The sequence below is a fragment of the Paraprevotella sp. genome, assembly GCF_986071375.1.
In genome coordinates this window covers 21,540-41,252 of record NZ_CFQRNQ010000019.1, presented here as the reverse complement: position 1 = coordinate 41,252, position 19,713 = coordinate 21,540, and the positions used below count along the sequence as shown (strand labels likewise).

General features: G+C 49.7%; 17 protein-coding genes. 7 read left to right on the top strand and 10 right to left on the bottom strand.

Annotated elements, in window-relative coordinates:
• Window positions 1–19: 19 nt before the first annotated feature.
• From AC5RDV_RS10490 to AC5RDV_RS10460, 7 genes are all read right to left on the bottom strand, one after another.
• Complete coding sequence (locus AC5RDV_RS10490; RefSeq protein ID WP_428388650.1) at window positions 20–775, bottom strand: 16S rRNA (uracil(1498)-N(3))-methyltransferase; 756 nt, start codon at window positions 773–775, stop codon at window positions 20–22.
• A gap of 5 nt (window positions 776–780) precedes the next feature.
• Window positions 781–1,347, bottom strand: a complete 567-nt coding sequence (locus tag AC5RDV_RS10485) for a bifunctional nuclease family protein (protein WP_008629965.1) — start codon at window positions 1,345–1,347, stop codon at window positions 781–783.
• Entirely contained in the window at window positions 1,347–2,618 is a 1,272-nt protein-coding gene (locus AC5RDV_RS10480) for a nucleoside permease (RefSeq protein WP_008629966.1), read from the bottom strand. The genes AC5RDV_RS10485 and AC5RDV_RS10480 overlap by 1 nt, the downstream gene beginning before the upstream one ends.
• Before the next feature lie 459 nt (window positions 2,619–3,077).
• Window positions 3,078–4,229, bottom strand: a complete 1,152-nt coding sequence (locus AC5RDV_RS10475) for a hypothetical protein (protein WP_282748169.1) — start codon at window positions 4,227–4,229, stop codon at window positions 3,078–3,080.
• A 299-nt stretch (window positions 4,230–4,528) separates the two neighbouring features.
• On the bottom strand, window positions 4,529–5,713 hold the full coding sequence (locus tag AC5RDV_RS10470) for a class I SAM-dependent rRNA methyltransferase (RefSeq protein WP_130893239.1): 1,185 nt from the start codon (window positions 5,711–5,713) through the stop codon (window positions 4,529–4,531).
• Window positions 5,714–5,732: 19 nt separating this feature from the next.
• The gene (locus tag AC5RDV_RS10465; RefSeq protein WP_130893240.1) at window positions 5,733–6,353 is read right to left on the bottom strand and encodes a 3'-5' exonuclease; all 621 of its coding nucleotides are present in this window, start codon (window positions 6,351–6,353) and stop codon (window positions 5,733–5,735) included.
• A gap of 15 nt (window positions 6,354–6,368) precedes the next feature.
• Entirely contained in the window at window positions 6,369–6,923 is a 555-nt protein-coding gene (locus tag AC5RDV_RS10460) for a DUF5063 domain-containing protein (RefSeq protein WP_282748170.1), read from the bottom strand.
• Between the two features lie 115 nt (window positions 6,924–7,038).
• On the opposite strand from AC5RDV_RS10460, the gene AC5RDV_RS10455 reads away from it, so the two are divergent.
• From AC5RDV_RS10455 to rpmA, 5 genes are all read left to right on the top strand, one after another.
• Entirely contained in the window at window positions 7,039–9,534 is a 2,496-nt protein-coding gene (locus tag AC5RDV_RS10455; RefSeq protein ID WP_282748171.1) for an FtsK/SpoIIIE family DNA translocase, read from the top strand.
• Between the two features lie 21 nt (window positions 9,535–9,555).
• Window positions 9,556–10,197, top strand: coding sequence for an outer membrane lipoprotein periplasmic chaperone LolA1 (gene lolA1 / locus AC5RDV_RS10450; protein ID WP_282748172.1), 642 nt, complete (start codon window positions 9,556–9,558; stop codon window positions 10,195–10,197).
• 46 nt (window positions 10,198–10,243) lie between these two features.
• Entirely contained in the window at window positions 10,244–11,182 is a 939-nt protein-coding gene (gene trxB, locus AC5RDV_RS10445; protein WP_282748173.1) for a thioredoxin-disulfide reductase, read from the top strand.
• A 182-nt stretch (window positions 11,183–11,364) separates the two neighbouring features.
• Window positions 11,365–11,682, top strand: a complete 318-nt coding sequence (rplU, locus tag AC5RDV_RS10440) for a 50S ribosomal protein L21 (RefSeq protein WP_008629981.1) — start codon at window positions 11,365–11,367, stop codon at window positions 11,680–11,682.
• A gap of 20 nt (window positions 11,683–11,702) precedes the next feature.
• Window positions 11,703–11,978, top strand: coding sequence for a 50S ribosomal protein L27 (rpmA, locus tag AC5RDV_RS10435; protein ID WP_130893245.1), 276 nt, complete (start codon window positions 11,703–11,705; stop codon window positions 11,976–11,978).
• An 82-nt stretch (window positions 11,979–12,060) separates the two neighbouring features.
• On the opposite strand, the gene AC5RDV_RS10430 is transcribed toward rpmA, so the two are convergent.
• The 3 genes from AC5RDV_RS10430 to AC5RDV_RS10420 all read right to left on the bottom strand — a co-directional run bounded on the left by AC5RDV_RS10430 (window position 12,061) and on the right by AC5RDV_RS10420 (window position 15,589).
• A complete protein-coding gene (locus AC5RDV_RS10430) occupies window positions 12,061–13,335 on the bottom strand; it encodes a hemolysin family protein (RefSeq protein ID WP_282748174.1) in 1,275 nt (424 codons plus the stop codon).
• A 73-nt stretch (window positions 13,336–13,408) separates the two neighbouring features.
• Window positions 13,409–15,004: an aspartate:alanine exchanger family transporter gene (locus AC5RDV_RS10425; RefSeq protein WP_008629987.1), complete on the bottom strand. Its 1,596-nt coding sequence runs from the start codon at window positions 15,002–15,004 to the stop codon at window positions 13,409–13,411.
• A 126-nt stretch (window positions 15,005–15,130) separates the two neighbouring features.
• A complete protein-coding gene (locus AC5RDV_RS10420) occupies window positions 15,131–15,589 on the bottom strand; it encodes a hypothetical protein (protein ID WP_253271124.1) in 459 nt (152 codons plus the stop codon).
• A 369-nt stretch (window positions 15,590–15,958) separates the two neighbouring features.
• Between AC5RDV_RS10420 and serS the strand changes: the two genes are divergently transcribed.
• Together serS and AC5RDV_RS10410 are read left to right on the top strand one after the other, a co-directional pair.
• Window positions 15,959–17,248, top strand: coding sequence for a serine--tRNA ligase (serS, locus tag AC5RDV_RS10415; RefSeq protein ID WP_282748176.1), 1,290 nt, complete (start codon window positions 15,959–15,961; stop codon window positions 17,246–17,248).
• A gap of 37 nt (window positions 17,249–17,285) precedes the next feature.
• Window positions 17,286–19,643: a bifunctional dihydroorotate dehydrogenase B NAD binding subunit/NADPH-dependent glutamate synthase gene (locus AC5RDV_RS10410; RefSeq protein ID WP_282748177.1), complete on the top strand. Its 2,358-nt coding sequence runs from the start codon at window positions 17,286–17,288 to the stop codon at window positions 19,641–19,643.
• The last annotated feature ends 70 nt before the right edge of the window (window positions 19,644–19,713 follow it).

The following is a 19,713-nucleotide window of genomic DNA, read 5'->3' as shown; positions in this document are numbered from 1 at the left end:
GTGTTAATCTTGCAACCTTTTATACGCAGGCGTGGCGGATGTGCATCAGATGGACGGCCACCAACCCCGCCGTCTCCGTACGCAGGCGGCTCCGGCCCAAACTTACGGAACGGAAACCGTGGGCCTGCGCCAACCGCACTTCGTCGATGCTGAAATCCCCTTCAGGCCCCACCAACACCAAAGCGTCTTGTCCGGTATCCAATTCGTCCAACAGAAAAGGCTTTCCGCCGTCCATGGCCTTGTCTTCGGATGCCTTGGCCACACCGGCCACATCGGCTTCGTCATAACAATGCGCGATGAACTTCTGCCCGGCGAACGGACGAGCCACAAAACGCTTGAAATCCTCCATCCCGTTCAACAGCGGCTTACGAGCCTTATGGCTCTGCTTCATGGCCGACACCAAAATCTTGTCTATGCGCTCCGTCTTGACCACCTTGCGCTCCGAGTAACGGCAATCCAAGAACGTCAGCTCGTCGAAGCCGATTTCGGTGGCCTTCTCCGCCAACCACTCTATCCGGTCCATATTCTTGGTAGGAGCCAAGGCCAGATGCAGGTGCCCGCTCCACTCCTTGGGATGCGGAACGGCTTCCAAGACCTTAAAGAGGCATCGTTTTCCGGTGGCCGTTGTAATCTCGGCTTTATAAAACATTCCTTTCCCGTCGGTCAGGCGAATCTCATCTCCCGCCTGCAAGCGCAAGACCCGCAAGCAATGTGCAGCCTCATCTGCCGGCAATTCGTCATCCACCGCGACGTCCGGCGCATAAAAAAAACGGATTTCCTTCATTTCCTTCGTTCTATTTCGTCACGCAACTGCGAGGCCAATTCATAGTTTTCGTCTTCCACAGCCCTTTTCAATGCCTCCTTCAATGCCTCCACGCTCACCGAATTTACCGGAATGGAATACATCCCCTCTCCTATTTCACGCATGTACTGGTGCTCCAATAACGCTTCGCCAATGGTTATCGGGCAATCGAATGTATAGGCCAGAATCAGGCAATCGGATGCCTTGCAATAACGAATCATGTGAAAAACGCTCCCTTCGCGGTAAAGGACGTGACAGTAGGTTACGCCTCCCTCCACGGCGGCTATGCGCACTTCTTCTATGTCCATATTGCATTGCGTGAAAGCTGTCCGCATAATGTCGGCCATGGAAGAGGGCAAAGTATTCTTTTTATTCCCCTTCATCTTCATCAACAAGAGGAAAGCCTCGCTCCTCTCTATCAGGACCGGCAAAATACGTTCACCGTCCTTTTCTTTCAGAACGGCCATGTATGCGGCACCGTCTTCCGTACATTTGGACACGGTCAGCACTTTCAGTTCTTTTACCGCCTCGTTCATCTTACTCATCAATCTTTAACTACATGTTTATACTTAAAAAATATGGCAAACAAGACAGCCACAACCAAAGCATAGGCTGCAAATATATACCAACAGGTGTTCCACCCGGCTATGACCTCTTGTCCGGAGGCCGTTTCCGGCAAAGCGTACACAAAACGGTTGATGACGGCCTGAGCCGACAACGTCCCTATGGTAGCGCCCAAACCGTTGGTCATCATCATGAACAACCCCTGCGCACTGCTGCGTATGCTGATGTCCGTCTCCTTGTCGACAAACAAGGAACCCGACACATTGAAAAAGTCGAAAGCCACCCCGTAAACCAACATGGACAGGACGAACAACCACACGCCCGGCCCAGGATTGCCCAACGCAAAGAATCCGAAACGGAACACCCACGCCAACATCGCTATGAGCATCACCCGCTTGATGCCGAAACGGCCCAAAAAGAACGGTATCAACAAAATGCAAAACGTCTCACTGATTTGCGATATGGAAATCAGGATATTGGCATGCTGTACCCCGAACGTGTCCGCATATTCGGGAATGCCCCCGAAAGAGAAGATGAAAGGACTGGCAAAACCATTGGTGATCTGCAAACAGATGCCCAGACACATGGAAAAGATGAAAAACAAAGCCATACGCTTTTGACGGAACAGCGTGAAGGCACGAAGCCCTAAGGCTTCCACCACGCTCTTGCGTTCCGCCGCATGGCTTACCGGGCATGCCGGAAGCGTCAAAGCGTAAGCGGCCAACAACATGCTCAGGACACCGGAAAAGGCGAACTGTCCCGCATTCTCCTGCATGCCGCCCAAATCGACCGCCCACATGGAACAAATGAAACCGACCGTACCGAACACACGTATCGGAGGGAAATCTTTCACCGTGTCCAGACCGGCCCCCTCCAAGGCGGAATAAGCCACGGAATTGGCCAATGCTATGGTGGGCATGAAGAAAGCCACGCTCAGCGAATAAAGGGTGAACAAGGTGGAAAACGAGGCTTCCGCACCGGCTTCAAACCCATAAAGCGAAGCCCCCAACATGAAAACGCCCGCCAGAAAATGGCAGAGGCTCAACACCTTTTGCCCCTGCATCCAACGGTCTGCAATAATACCTATCAGCGCGGGCATGAACAAAGACACGATGCCCTGGACCGAATAAAACCAACCGATGTTCTCGGCCATACCGATTTTCACCAAATAACTTCCCATAGAGGTCAGATAAGCCCCCCACACGGCGTATTCCAGGAAGTTCATCACCGTCAAGCGCATCTTTAATCTCATAGCTCTCACGTTTTATGTATTCCACAGTCTATTATGATATGCAAACTTACACAAAAAAATCCGTTTCCATGCCGGTACGGACAAAAAAAGCGACACAAATATCCATTAAAAAATCCCAAACCGCAGATTACCTCAACCTGCAACGCAACACCACGTGGTTGCCGTCTTCCGACACAGACGGCACATTGCATACCATTGGATGTAAATATAAATAAAACCCAAGAAATGCACAAGGATTTTAGATGAATTTTACCGGCAACTTATTCAAAATGAATCGTAAACAAACAATAAAAGAATGCTCTCCGGCATCCTCCACAACCCATAAAATCAATCTGCGCCAAACGATTTTCCGTTCTCAGCCAAACGATTTTTCATTCTGCTGAGATTGATTTTCCATTCTCAGCAGAATGATTCATGTAAAAAAAGAAGAGCGAAAAGCACCGGGCAAGGGCACGGAACTTATTCTTCCGGTGCGGAAGGCCATTTGAAACGGAACATATACAGCCGCTCCCCCTCCTCGTCGGGCACCACATAGGAATAATAATAAGGCTCCACATAACCGGCCATCCGGAATCCCAAGGGTACGTCTACATCACCTACCAATACCCCATCGCGGTAAACCTGCAACCCGTCTGTAACCGAACCGCCGCCTTTCCGGTAAGAACGGAACAACAATCCCGTCTCGTCCACATATTCCACAGCATTATAAAAGCCCCTCGACATACGCTCGGCCAACCTTTCCTTCCAAGGCTGGTCATAACTGTCCCAACGGAGGTAGTTCAAATCCATGTCCCGTCCGGCAAAGCCGAAACAGGCCAACTGGTTATAATCATGGTCGTAACGGTACACCAAAGAATCGGCCTCGAACGACACGTAAAAATCCCCATTGTCCGCAATATCGAAAGCCAGTTGTGAAAAAAGCGTTTTGGTGAGGGGCTTGTCATAATAACTCTCAGGATACCCGAATGCCAACAACCGGCCGAAATCATGTTTGCCCAAGTCCACTTCCCGTATGTGAGCCGCTTTATCAAGATAAAGTTCCGTGTCTTCCAAATAATTATACCCCCATAATTCGTGCACCGTGCTATATATCTTATCACCATGGGAACGGAAGTGCATGTCCGACCCGTGGACGTAATACACAGGGTCGGAAAAGGCCGTCTCGTCCACCTTATCCTTGTCCTTGCGCCCGTTGTAGGAGATAAAGAACTGATCTTTGAAAAGGAAATCCTTGTCATAGACATAATGCCATCCGCTCGAATTATTGAGCAGGATTCCTCCACCGCCGAGCATGCAGCATCCATAGACATCTCCCGCTTCCGTCTCATTACGGGCATGCCCTTTCCCCAACTTCTTGTCACGCAACCGTCCCGTGGACTCGTAACGGTACACCACACAAAGTTTCTTGTCCACCACGTAGAGGTAATCGTCGTATACGCCCGACTCAATCATATAAGAAGTGGGCACCGTGTCCAACCACAAGGTATCCACGTCCACTGCAGACACCTCGACATCGGCCACCGAATCCGGTGTAAGCCGGAAGTTCGGGTTCGTATCCTTGCACCCGTAGAACAAAGCCGACAAAAGTGCCAACATACAAGTCTTTCTCATGATATCCAATATTTAACGGGACAAACTTACGGAAAATTCCGTCTGCAAGCAAAGAATCGGACTACTTTCTTTTGCACCGGGCCGACAGCCTGCCTTTCATTGAAAAGGGGGCACATCCCGACGGATGCGCCCCCTTAAAAAAAGAAGGTTGTCATCTCGACAACCAATCTTTCATTAACCTTAAATCTAATACCATGAAAAACACAGTACAAAGGTATGGGTTTCCCGTATATATTGCAAGTGTTTTGCTAAAAAACTTCTTGTATTTAACCTTATTTTACAAATAAGAGCCTTTTTCATCACTCTACATAGAGCACCAACCCCTTCAAATATTCCCCTTCAGGATGGTAGATATTGACGGGATGGTCGGCCGGTTGATGCAACTGATGAAGGATACGCACGCGGCGTCCGCTCTGCGCGGCGGCAGTGAACACGGCGGTACGGAAGTGGTCCTTACTTACCACTTGCGAACAACTGAACGTGAACAGGATGCCGCCCGGCTTGATTTTACTGAAAGCCTTGGCGTTCAAACGCGCATAGCCTTTCAGAGCCTGCCGAAGCGCATCCTTATGTTTGGCAAAAGCCGGAGGGTCGAGAATAATCAAATCATACTGGTCTCCCATCGCATCCAAATACTTGAAAGCGTCTTCGGCATACGCCTCGTGGCGGCCGTCGCCCGGAAAGTTCAGTTCCACGTTGGCACGGGTCAGGTCTATCGCCTTGGCCGAACTATCCACGGAATGCACCAACGTGGCTCCGCCACGCATGGCGTACACGCTGAATCCTCCGGTATAACAGAACATATTCAGCACGGCACGCCCGTGGGCATAATGTTCCAACAGCGAACGATTATCACGTTGGTCTACGAAGAATCCTGTCTTCTGGCCTTTCAACCAATCTATATGAAACTTCAAGCCGTTCTCTACCGCCACGTTTTCCGTGCTTCCGCCCACGATAAAACCGTTTTCCTGCCCCAGCTCCGCCTTGAAAGGCAGGGTGGTTTCGCTCTTATAATACACGTTTTCCACTGTTCCGCCCGTCACGGCCACAAGTGCCCGTGCTATTTCGTGACGCGCCACGTGCATGCCCACGCTATGAGCCTGCATGACGGCTGTCTTTCCATACACATCCACCACCAGTCCGGGCAAACAGTCTCCTTCGCCATGCACCAAACGATAGGTATCATTTTCCTTTTCATGTCCGGCCACTCCGATGGCGCATCGCAAGTCGTAAGCCACTCGCAGGCGGTCTTCCCAATAGGCTCCGTCCACCGCTTTGTCCTCGAAATCCAGCACCCTGACGGCAATGGAACCGATTTGCCAATGCCCCACGGCTATAAAATCGCCCTCGGACGTCAACACGCGTACCACCTCCCCTTCTTCAGGTTCTCCCTCTATATGATGGACGGCTCCGGAAAAAATCCAGGGATGAAAACGCTCCAGACTTTCTTCTTTTCCTTTTTTTAAATATAAGTTCTTATACATAGTCTTTACCCTCATTTATTTATGATTCCTGCACTACGGCAAGTTCATAGTCGTTATTTTCTTTCAATGTTTCCAGTTCCCGATACAACCGTATGCACGCCCAAGCATCAGTAGCCGCATACAGTTTCTGCCCCTCGGTCAGCACGTCCGCCTCCCAGTTGGTGAGACGCTGCCCTTTACTGATCTTCTGCCCGAAGATATTGGCATACAGCTTTTGCAGGCTCATGTCCTCGATACCAAAAGCACGGACATAATCCTGCAAATCCAGGAAGGCCCGAGGCTCGAACTCGCCACGCTTGTGGAGCGAGGCAAAGTCGTCGCGCAACGACAAACCTACTTTCAAGACATTTTCGTCCTGTAACAGACGTTTCACACTATCGGTCACTCCGATATAATTCAGTCGAAACAGGAAACATGTATCATCGGTAGAAACCTGTAACAAAGCCACTTTGTTCACACATCCCTTACGGAAGGAAGGGCGTGTTTCGGTATCCACTCCCAAAACGGCCGAAGCCAACAAATAATCTACCGCCCGAGACGCTTCCGCCTCCGTCTGAATCACAAAAATACGCCCCTCGAACAGGGCACGCGGCAAAGCCGCTATAAGTTTCTTGTCAAACTTACTATACAGTGTTTTCATCTTATTTTGGAAAGGTTAATCTACATCTAATTCCTCATCTTCATCGTCTTCCGGGCTGTACCTGACACGATGAAGGGCACGCATGGCATTCGTCAGCGTCTGCCCCCAATACAGCACGAACGCATTCCGCACTTCGGCCACAGCCTCGTACATGTTTTCCTCCAATCCGATACGGTAGGTCTCCACAAAATTCTTCAGCGCCTGATAAATATCCGCCAAATCCTCTGAAATTGTTTTTACGGCCGGCTCGTCGCTGAATTTCACTCCCTCATTGCAAAAATCCAGGTAATCGTCCCTCCCGTCCAATAAGGAAGAAAGCGTCAGACGGACAAATTCATAATCCTGCTCCGAAACGAAAGCTTCGGGAAGAAAGTCCTCCGCCCCCTCAATATCCTCCAACAAGGCAGCCTTCAAATAGAGTAAAGGCAAGAGTTTTAATACGGTATCCGTGAAATCCCGGCACTTCCTCCCTTCCGATTGTTCCAAATAGGCACAAAATTCGGCTGCCACGGTTACAAATTCCACAGTATTCCGAGAATATACTATCGTTTTCTTATCATTCACATTCATGGTGCTCTCTCATCATTTTCTAAAAACCGCAAAGCTACAAAAATTTGAGCGAAAAAATAGCAAAATTGATGATTTTCATTTACTTTTGTAGTTGTTTTCATACCGACAAGCCAAGATGAGTAAAAAAAATCCGACGATACAAACTACCAAATTAGGAAACAAAGTACAGAGAGGAAAAGGAAAAAAGCCCGAAAGAAAGACAGATACGGAAGGAAATGTGCTGAATGCCGGAGAAGAACCGGTGGGACATAAGGAAACCCTGCGCTTTTTTTTCGGACTGGTACTCTTAATCCTGGCTCTTTTCATGCTGTTGTCTTTCACCTCCCACCTGTTTACGGGCGCGGAAGACCAATGCCTGATAGAACAAGGAGCGATGGAGGGATTCCTGAATTATGCCGGAGCCGTGGGAGCCTACTGTGCCAATTATTGGATAAACCGCTGTTTCGGATTCTCGGCCTTCATACTTCCCGTATTTCTGATTATTGCAGCCATGAAACTTACCCGCGCCTATAAGGTCAGGCTGTGGAAGTGGTTTCTGAACTGTTCCATACTCATCATCTGGTTCTCCGTCACCTGTTCTTATTTTTTTCAACAAACATTTGAAAACTTAAATGACTGGAACTTCATCAACCCGGGCGGTGACCATGGCCTGTTCATCAGCAACTGGCTCAACCAACGTATCGGCAAGGTGGGAACATTCATGGCATTGCTTCTGACGGCCATCGCCTATTTGGCCTATTTAAGCAGTGAAACGATACAGTTGGTACGGAGAATATTAAACCCTGTGGACTATATCAAATCGAAACTTCCATCGAAAACAGCCACCAACGAGAACGAACCGACAGGAAATACTGCCATTCCTAAAACGACCGATGAAGCTGACGGCATCATAGAGGAAGACGAAGAAGAACATTTGGTTCAAACCATTGATTTCGACATGAATGTTCCTACCCGGGAAGAAGATAAAGAAAATACGGACGAAGAGGAAGAGGCTGACGTCGTAGACAAACGGGCTGAATCCCCTACCCTCCCTCCAAAATTGGACATCGTAGAAACAGAAAAAGAAGAACTTGCCGATACAAGCGGCAAGGGTGCCTTGGAACCTTACGATCCGAAGTTGGACTTGGAAAATTACCATTACCCTACGCTCGAACTGTTGGACAAACGTAACGATGAAGATGCGCCCATCGACATGGAAGAGCAAAATAAAAACAAAGATCAAATCATTGAAGTGCTCCAGAACTTCGGCGTAGGCATCTCTTCCATAAAGGCCACAGTAGGACCAACCATCACGTTGTATGAAATCACTCCGGCAAAAGGCGTACGCATCTCGCGTATCAAAAACTTAGAGGATGACATCGCACTGAGCCTGAGCGCACTGGGCATCCGTATCATCGCCCCCATACCGGGCAAAGGAACTATCGGTATAGAAGTGCCGAACGCACGGCCTCGCATGGTGTCGATGGAAAGCATCCTGAACAGCCGGAAATTCCGCGAATCGGACTACGAACTGCCCATCGCATTAGGCAAGACCATCACGAACGAGGTCTTTATGGTGGATTTGGCCAAAATGCCTCACCTTTTGGTAGCCGGTGCCACCGGACAGGGTAAATCCGTCGGACTGAATGCCATCATTACTTCCTTATTATATAAGAAGCATCCGGCGGAACTGAAGTTCGTCATGGTAGACCCGAAAAAGGTGGAATTCAGCATCTACTCACCCATCGAGAACCACTTCCTGGCGAAAATTGCCGACGGAGACGACGAGCCTATCATTACGGACGTACAAAAGGTGGTGGCCACGCTGAAAAGCCTATGCTGTGAAATGGACACGCGCTACGACTTGCTGAAAAAGGCCCGTGCCCGTAATATCAAAGAGTATAACGCCAAATTCAAAAACCGTCAGCTCAATCCGGAAAACGGGCATCGTTTCATGCCATACATCGTAGTCGTCATCGACGAGTTCGGAGATTTGATTATGACGGCCGGAAAAGAAATAGAACTGCCTATCGCCCGCATCGCACAATTGGCCCGGGCCGTGGGAATCCACATGATCATCGCTACCCAACGCCCGACCACCAATATCATTACGGGTACCATCAAGGCAAACTTCCCGGCACGCATGGCCTTTAAAGTAAGTGCCATGATCGACTCCCGTACGATTCTAGACCGCCCCGGAGCCAACCAACTTATCGGACGAGGCGACATGCTTTTCCTGAGCGGCAGCGAACCGGTACGGGTACAATGCGCTTTCGTCGATACACCGGAAGTGGAGCGAATCACGACCTATATCGCCAAACAACAAAGTTACCTCGGCCCGTTCGAACTACCCAAAGTGGAAATGGAAGGGGAAGAAAGTAACGCAGGTGCTGTAGACATGACCCATCTTGACCCACTGTTCGAAGAGGCCGCACGCCTTATCGTGGCTACTCAACAAGGTTCCACGTCCATGATACAACGTAAATTCGCCATCGGATACAACCGTGCGGGACGACTGATGGACCAACTGGAAAAAGCCGGTATCGTAGGAGCGGCACAAGGCAGCAAGCCCCGGGAAGTGCTGTGTATAGACGATACCGACTTGGAGATGAGACTGAACAATTTAAGATAACCTGATAAAGAAACTGAAAAGATGAAAAAGATATTATGGCCTGCGGCTTTGTGCCTTTCCCTTATCCCGGCAAAGGCGCAGCAAACGCCCGATGCACGAAAGATACTGGACGAAACAGCCTCCCTGTTTACGAGCAAAGGCGGTGTCAAAGCTACTTTTAAAGCCGACAATTTCACCGAAGGCAACCTACAAGGAAGTGCCACGGGCACGATGTGCATTCAAGGCAACAAATTCCAAATGACCACACCGGACATGATTACCTGGTACAACGGTGAAACGCAATGGAGTTACATGAAAGCCAACGAAGAAGTCAATGTAAGCGTACCTACTCCGGAAGAACAGCAAAGCATGAACCCCTACACGTTCGTCAACTTGTACAAAGAAGGATATCATTATCAACTCAAGAAAACGACCCTACGCGGAAAAAACTGTTATGAAATCACGCTGACCGCCCGCAACAAACAGAAAACCCCGCACACGATCATCCTGGATATCGACAAGGATAACCATAGCCTGATGTGCATCCGCATGCAACAACGTAAAAAAGGACAGTGGACACGTATCTCCATCCAACAGTTGCATACCGGACAATCGTTCGCAGCAACAGATTTCGAATTCAACCCGAAAGATTACCCGCAGGCTGAAATCATAGACCTGAGATAAGCCTGCTTATACATTAATTATATATACATACAAACCCCAAAAGATTATGGAACATATCCGTTGTTTGATTATCGGTTCCGGCCCTGCCGGATATACAGCGGCCATCTATGCTGGCCGTGCCAACCTTAACCCCGTATTGTACGAGGGCATACAGCCCGGCGGCCAGTTGACCACCACGACAGAAGTCGAAAATTTCCCGGGTTATCCCGAAGGCATAGCCGGTCCGGACCTGATGGAGGACTTACGCAAGCAGGCCGAACGCTTCGGAACGGACATCCGTAACGCCATTGCCATTAAAGCGGATCTAAGCGGACGTCCCTATAAAATCACATTCGACAACGACAGTACAGTGGAAACCGATGCGCTCATCATTGCCACCGGTGCCACCGCCAAATACTTGGGCCTGGATGATGAAAAGAAATATGCCGGTATGGGGGTCAGTGCCTGCGCCACCTGCGACGGGTTCTTTTACCGTAAAAAAACTGTAGCCGTAGTGGGCGGTGGAGATACGGCCTGCGAAGAAGCCACCTATTTGGCCGGACTGGCAGCCAAGGTTTATCTGCTCGTGCGCAAACCTTTCCTCCGCGCTTCCAAAATCATGCAGGAACGAGTACTGGAAAATCCTAAAATAGAGGTACTATTCGAACATAACGCAGAAGGCTTGTTCGGCGAAAACGGAGTGGAAGGCGTACACGTGGTAAAACGCAAAGGAGAAGCCGACGAGCAACATTACGACATTGCCATCGACGGGTTCTTTTTGGCTATCGGACATAAGCCCAACTCCGATATCTTCAAACCGTGGGTAAAGACCGACGAAACCGGCTATATCCTTACAGAGGGGGACTCTCCACGCACCGGTGTACCCGGTGTTTTTGCGGCCGGAGACGTAGCTGATCCACATTACCGGCAAGCCATCACGGCAGCTGGAAGCGGCTGCAAAGCGGCCATTGAGGCCGAACGCTATCTGGCAGAACACAAGTTATAAAAGGCAATACATATAAGTAGAAACAGTGCATTCTTCCATTTTTATACGGAGAAAAACGTTGAAAAGTTTGGCAGAATGCACTGTTATTCGTAACTTTGCAGCCGATTTAGTCCAAAGAGGCTCAAAAAAGCGAGGCCACAATGGCATCCGCCTCATGGAAAAACCCGTTTAATCCATTAAAAATGTACGTAATTGTAGAAATTAACGGTCAGCAGTTCAAGGCAGAAGAAGGCAAAAAGCTGTTTGTTCACCACATCCAGAACGCCGAGACCAACCAGACTGTTGAATTTGAGAAAGTGTTGTTGGTAGACAACAATGGTAACGTTACCGTAGGCGCTCCCACCGTAGAAGGTGCAAAAGTGGTTTGCGAAGTTGTATCTCCGTTGGTAAAGGGCGACAAGGTATTAGTGTTCCACAAGAAGAGAAGAAAAGGTTACCGTAAATTGAATGGCCATCGCCAACAGTTCACGGAATTGACCATCAAACAAGTTATTGCTTAATCCCTAAAAGTTAGAAGAAAATGGCACATAAAAAAGGTGTGGGTAGTTCTAAGAACGGCCGTGAATCGGAATCAAAAAGATTAGGCGTAAAGATTTTCGGTGGACAGAAGTGTGTAGCCGGTAACATCATTGTTCGCCAACGCGGCACAGTTCACTATCCCGGTACAAACGTAGGTATGGGTAAGGATCATACTCTTTACGCATTGGTAGACGGCGTAGTCACTTTCAAGAAAGGTGCTTACAAAGGTCGTCAAGACAGAAGCGTTGTTTCTGTAGAAGTTAAAGCTGAAGCATAATAACGAGTTATTGCAAACAGCATAAATAAAAGCCATTCTGAAAAGAATGGCTTTTATTTTGCCCTTTGTACAAAAGTCTGTCTCAACCGACCGACCTTGTCACCAGTACTTTGTCGATGCGCGCTCCGTCCATATCCATAATCTCAAATACGAAACTATTCCATTCCAACTTCTCTCCACTACGCGGAATACGCTGCAAACGGTCAAGTATCAGACCGGCCAACGTATGATAGCCGGAAGCTTCATACAAATCACCGCAGTCGAAGTAACACAACAGGTCGTATAAAGAACATTGGCCATCTACCAACCAACCTCCGTTGTCTGCACGTTTGATAATTTCCGGCTCATCTTCTTCATTATCCATACTTCCCACAAGTCCTTCAAATATATCCTTCAAAGTAACCAACCCCACAAAGTCACCGAACTCATCGCAAATCAATGCTCGGCTGATTTTTTTCAGCTTCATTTGCTCCAGAACTTTATAGATGCTCATTCCCTCATGGAAATATACAGCCTCCCGTGCCAAATCACCGACTTTGAAGTCTTCTTCACTTAACTTCATCACCAAATCCTTCAGCCAAATCATTCCCTTCACATGATCCAAATCACCGTCTGCCACCGGATAAGATTCATATAAATCCCGTTTCAGCACCTCCTGTATCTCCCGGGCCGACATTGCTGTATCCAACCATACCACGTCGCTTTTATGCGTCATGATAGAACCAATCTTCAAATCTCCCAACATGAAAACGCGTTGCATGATGTTCTGTTCCACGGGTTCTACAGCCCCTTCTTCCGCCCCTTCCTTAATGATAGATTTGATTTCTTCCTCGGTCACTTTTCCGTCATCTCCCTTTATTCCCAACAGATTAAAGATGAGTTCCGTACTCTTGGCAAGCAACCAAACGAAAGGAGAGGCTATCATCGCCAACACATTCATAGGTCGTGCCATCAACTTGGCCACGGCTTCCGCCACGCTCAAGCCGATACGCTTCGGGACCAACTCACCGAAAATAATCGTGAGGTAAGTCACCACCACCACAATCGTACCTTGCGCCAATACGGCAGCATAGGCAGAAGAGACACCACATGAAAGCATAAAATCCGTCAAGTCCGTAGCTATCTTATTACCGGAATAAATACCGGTCAAAATGCCAATCAGCGTAATGCCAATCTGTACGGTAGACAAAAATCTGTCGGGATTGCCAGACAGGTCCAAAGCTTTCTTTGCCGCCTTGCTCCCCTTCTTCGCATCCGTGGACAGACGAGACTTCCGCGCTGAAATCATGGCCACTTCCGACATCGAAAATACTCCGTTCAACAAAATCAATCCGATAATAATTAAAATCTCACTCATCCTACTTTTTCCGTCTATAATCTATAATTATTTATTTCTTTCAACAGTCCCATAAAAATGGAATTCGGCATTCTTAGAATGTCATGGCTATCACTTGAATAAACAAGATAAGAAAAACCATTGCAATGGGATAGACCGTAGCATATGCCACACCGGGAATGTTACTGTCCACCATAGAATCTGCTGCAGCCAGTCCCGGTGTACTCGTCATCCCTCCGGTAATCGTTCCTAAGAGATCTAACACCGAAACCTTAAAAATCAAACGCCCCACCAAAACCGATATCAGCATGGGTACTATCGTAATAGCCGCTCCCACTCCGAACAGCACCCAACCGCTGCTCTGAAATGTCGCCACCAAAGTCTTCCCGGCCGAAGTTCCCACTTCCGCCAAAAACAGAAGTAGCCCTAACTGCCGGAGCAAATGATTGGAAGGTCCTGACATGGACCATAATATGGGGCCGGTCTTTCCTATCGCACTCAACACCAAAGCCACGATAAGCACTCCTCCTGTCAACCCGGGAGAAAAAGACATTCCGTCACCGAACGATATATTCAGCTTACCGAACAATACGCCCAATACGATTCCCATGGCAATGGGGAAAAAATCGGTATCGGACAACAATTTGGCATTATTGCCCAACATGCAAGCCAAACCACTCAATCCGTCTTTTTCGCCCACCACCATCAGTTTGTCTCCGAACTTCAGGGCCAAATCGGGTGAAGGGGAAAGGTCTATACCGCTCCGCCTTACCCGCGTCACAGTACAGCCGAAGTTCTGGTGCAAATTCAAGTCCCCCAGTTGCTTGTTAATCATATTCTTGTTGGTCAACAGCAAAGACTGGATGTCCTGACTCTCTACCAACGGCAATTCGCCTTCCTTACGTTCGCCCAATAATACACCTAATTGAGAAAGGGCATCTTCGCTCCCCACGGCCTGCACCCAATCTTCGGCATGCAAAGGCGTATGCCCCATCGGGATTAGAATTTCTCCACCTGATTTGACACGCGACACCACGGCACCCGTCATGCGCCCTACATTCAGCTGCGCCAAGGTATGTCCGAACACCTGAGGATTAGTCACCTTGAAAATACAAGTCTGCAACTCCGGATACTTGCTCCGCCGTTCTGCTTCCAACCTACGGGCCTCCTGCTCAAGGTCCACACGCAACATCTTCGGCAACAGTTTGACAAAAAGTATCACCCCGATGACTCCGAACGGATAGGCAATACCGTATGCAATAGAAGCCAAAGGAGAGTTCGTACTGTCGATGGCCACAGCAAGCCCCGGCGTACTGGTCAACGCACCGGCTATCAACCCTACCACACTGGGAGTATCGATACCCAAAGCATATTTCAATCCTACGGCGGTCAACGAAGCCGAAGCCACTATCAACATAGTAATCAGAATCAACGTCTTGCCCTTCGTGCGAAAAGAATCAAAGAACCCCGGGCCCGCCTGAATACCTATGGTAAAGATGAACAACACCAATCCGAAGTTGCCTAATTCCTTAGGAATAGAAACCCCGAAATGCCCGAAGAGCAAAGCAATGAAAATAACAGCCGAAACATCAAGGGAAACTCCGCGAATTTTAACACGCCCCAACATAAAGCCCAAGGCCACAATAAGAAACAAGGCAAAATAAGAAGAATTCAATAGTTCTGTCCACATAGAATTATAATCATGAATGCGCTTTGCAAAGATAGGGATAAAAACGAAAGTCCTCCAAAAGTTTCATTAAAAACTTTCAGAGGACTTTATTATTATATGATGCCGCCCGAAAGCGACTTTCATCCATTACTCATTCATCGTCAGTGCTGCCCGGCTATTACCAACCTCTTCCACGGCCTTCACAGTCACCGCTACGTAGTCGGAAGATGTCTTGAACTTAGGCATGTCCGGAGCTACGACCGTAATCACCATGTCATCTTCTCCATTCTCATCGGCAAAGACCTGGTTGGTCGGATTAACACCATAATAGTACACGCCCTTCTTGGCATCGAATTTGGATTCGCCCGGCTGCAACGCATTACCGAAACTGAGTCTCAACACGCCGTCCTTCACGCTGCAACGCACGGCTCTTGCTATCACGGAATCCTTAGCCTCCACACTGAAGCCATAGTTTTCCCCCTTCACGAAACGTACACGAGCCGGAACGCTGACACGAGCCTCGTTGAACGCCACTGTCACCACTTCACTTGCATTTACGGCTGCCACCATCATCATGGCGCTAACCATTGTCATTAACTTCTTCATAATTTCAATCTTTTTACCTTTAATATATACTTGGCCTCCATGGCCTCTCCCAAAAACAATACAAAGGTACGGAGGTTTCCTCCCGAATGCAAGCAAAAAGACCTCTTTTAACACGCTCGGAGAAATAATATTGACCTATATCAAGAAATCCCGTTCATTCGTTTGTCTTTTATGTCAAAACAGTTACAATATGTTAGCAAACGGAGCTACCAGGCGTTTCTTACCGTATCACTTTTCTCGTCCTACGACGGTTCTTTTCGCCTTTTGACAAAGAAATAAGGAGTTTTTCAGGCTTTTCTTGCGCTCCCTACCTTTTTTTTAATTAATTTTGCAAGTTCAGGAAAATAGGATTATAAAACAAATAACAGTATGCTTACATTAAAACTCATCAACGAACGGACCGAATGGGTCATCAAAGGTCTGGAGAAAAAACATTTCCCCGGAGCCAAAGAAGCTATTGACAACGTGTTGGCCACCGACAAGAAACGCCGGGAGGCACAAACCCAGTTGGATATCAATTTGTCGGAAAGCAAGAAACTGGCCGCACAAATCGGCGCGTTGATGAAACAAGGCAAGAAAGAAGAGGCTGAATCCATCAAGACAGAAGTGGCACGGCTCAAAGATACCAACAAGGCATTGCAGGAAGCCATGGAGCAGGCACAGGAAGAGCTCACGGCGCAACTCTGCGCCATTCCCAACATCCCGTACGATATCGTGCCCGAAGGTAGCGGCGCGGAAGACAACGTGGTGGTGAAAATGGGCGGAATGGAAACGGAACTGCCCAAAGACGCGCTCCCACATTGGGAACTGGCCAAGAAGTATAACCTGATTGATTTCGACCTCGGCGTGAAAATCACCGGGGCGGGCTTCCCCGTATATCGCGGCAAAGGCGCACGGCTCCAACGTGCCCTCATCAACTTCTTTCTCGACGAGGCGCGTAAATCGGGCTATGAGGAAATCATGCCTCCCACAGTGGTCAACGAGGCTTCCGGTTACGGCACCGGACAGTTGCCCGACAAGGAAGGGCAGATGTACCACTGCAACCTCGACAACTTCTATCTCATCCCCACCGCCGAAGTACCCGTGACGAACATCTACCGCGATGTCATCCTCGACGAAAAGGACCTGCCCGTCAAGAATTGCGCCTACACGCAATGCTTCCGCCGTGAAGCCGGTTCCTACGGTAAGGATGTGCGCGGCCTGAACCGCCTGCATGAATTCTCGAAAGTGGAAATCGTGCGCATCGACAAGCCTGAGCACTCGGAACAGTCACATCAGGAAATGTTGGCCCATGTGGAAGGCCTGTTGCAAAAACTGGAACTCCCCTACCGCATCCTGCGCCTTTGCGGAGGCGACATGAGCTTCACGTCTTCCATCTGTTACGACTTTGAAGTCTATTCCGAAGCCCAAAAACGTTGGTTGGAGGTCAGCTCCGTGTCCAACTTCGACACTTACCAGGCCAACCGCCTGAAATGCCGTTACCGCCGTACGGATGACAAGAAGACGGAACTATGTCATACGCTGAACGGTTCGGCTTTGGCTTTGCCACGCATCGTGGCCGCCATCATGGAGAACAACCAGACACCCGAAGGCATCCGCGTGCCGAAATGCCTCGTGCCCTACTGCGGCTTTGAAATGTTGGACGGGCAACCGTGCTGAGCCATACCTATTATTATAAATCCAAACGAATAGAGTTATGAACAGAATCATATCCAAGACCCGCTTCTCCGAAAAAGTCTTCAAGTTCGAGATAGAAGCCCCACTGATTGCCAAAGCTCGGAAAGCCGGCCATTTCGTCATCGTCCGCGTGGGCGAAAAAGGGGAACGCATGCCGCTGACCATAGCCGGTGCCGATCCGGCCAAAGGTACCATTACCTTGGTGGTACAAGAAGTAGGACTTTCCTCCACCCGTCTGTGCCACCTGAATGAGGGGGACTATATCACCGACGTGGTCGGTCCGTTGGGCAAAGCCACTCATATCGAGAAATTCGGCACGGTGGTATGTGCAGGAGGAGGAGTAGGCGTAGCCCCCATGCTTCCCATCATCGAAGCCCTGAAGGCAGCAGGCAACCGGGTGATTTCCGTGTTGGCCGGACGAAGCAAAGAACTGATTATCCTGGAAGACGAAGTACGCAAGAGCTCTGACGAGGTCATCATCATGACCGATGACGGCAGCTATGGCCGCAAAGGATTGGTGACCGAAGGCATAGAAAGCGTCATCCAACGTGAAAAGGTGGACAAATGTTTCGCCATCGGCCCGGCGGTCATGATGAAATTCTGCTGCCTGCTCACTAAGAAATACGGTATCCCGACTGACGTGTCGCTGAATACCATCATGGTAGACGGCACGGGCATGTGCGGCGCCTGCCGCATCTCCGTGGACGGAAAGACACGCTTTGTCTGCGTGGACGGCCCCGAATTCGACGGGCATCAGGTAGACTTCGACGAGATGCTCAAGCGTATGGGTGCCTTTAAAAAGGAAGAGACGGAAGAGATGCAACGGTTTTCACAAGCATCCGGAAGCACGCCCGAAAGTACGGACTGCCAAGCAGAAAAAGCCTGTGCGGCCGATGCTTCCCAAATGGATACCACGACTTCGCTCAGCGAGCTGACCAACCGTAATGCACCGTGGCGGCAAGAAATCCGGAAGGCCATGAAGCCGAAAGAACGCACGGCCATCTCGCGTGTCGTCATGCCGGAACTCGATCCCGTGTACCGCGCTACCACGCGCACGGAAGAAGTGAATATCGGACTCAGCGCCGAGCAGGCCATGACCGAAGCCCGACGCTGTCTGGACTGCGCCAACCCGACATGTATGCAAGGATGCCCGGTAAGCATCAACATTCCGTCGTTCATCAAGAACATCGAACGGGGCGAATTCCTCAACGCCGCCCGCGTGTTGAAGAGTACTTCCGCGCTCCCGGCTGTCTGCGGACGTGTTTGTCCGCAAGAAAAACAATGCGAAAGCCAGTGCATCCACCTGAAGATGAACGAACCGGCCGTGGCCATCGGTTATCTGGAACGCTTCGCTGCCGACTTCGAGCGTGAGAGCGGCATGATGTCCGTCCCCGAATGTGCTCCGGCCAACGGTATCAAGGTGGCCGTCATCGGTTCGGGACCTGCCGGACTTTCATTCGCCGGCGACATGGCCAAATACGGGTATGACGTGACGGTGTTCGAAGCCTTGCATGAAATCGGCGGCGTACTGAAATACGGTATTCCTGAGTTCCGCTTGCCCAACAAGATTGTGGACGTGGAGATTCAGAATCTGGAAAAAATCGGTGTGAAGTTCGAAAAGGACTGTCTCGTAGGCAAAACCATTAGCGTACAGGAATTGGAAAACGAGGGCTTCAAAGGCATCTTCGTAGGTTCCGGCGCAGGACTGCCTAACTTCATGGGCATTCCGGGCGAGAACAGCATCAACATCATGTCGAGCAACGAATACCTGACGCGCGTCAACCTTATGGACGCCTCCAACCCGGATACGGACACTCCCATCCATTTGGCCAAGAACGTCATGGTAGTGGGCGGTGGCAACACAGCCATGGACTCTTGCCGTACGGCCAAACGCCTGGGTGCGGAACGGGTGATGATTGTCTACCGCCGTTCGGAAGCCGAGATGCCGGCCCGCCTCGAAGAAGTGAAGCACGCCAAAGAAGAGGGTATCGAGTTCCTCACCCTGCACAACCCGTTGGAATACATAGCCGACGAAAAGGGCGCGGTGAAGCAGGTGGTCTTGCAAAAGATGCAACTGGGCGAACCGGATGCTAGCGGACGTCGCAGTCCGGAACCGATACCGGGCGCCACGGAAACGTTGGACATCGACATGGCCATCGTAGCCGTGGGCGTATCCCCCAACCCGATTGTCCCCACTTCCATCCAAGGTTTGGAGTTGGGGCGCAAGAATACCATCGTGGTGAACGAGGGCATGCAGACCAACATTCCCTGCATCTTTGCCGGAGGGGATATCGTGCGCGGCGGTGCCACCGTCATCCTCGCCATGGGCGACGGTCGTCATGCAGCCAGCAGCATGCATGAGTATTTGCAGAAATAACCTGCATCACATCACATACATCAGCCCGTATGGACCGTGTGGTTCATACGGGCTGATTCGTTAGCGTACC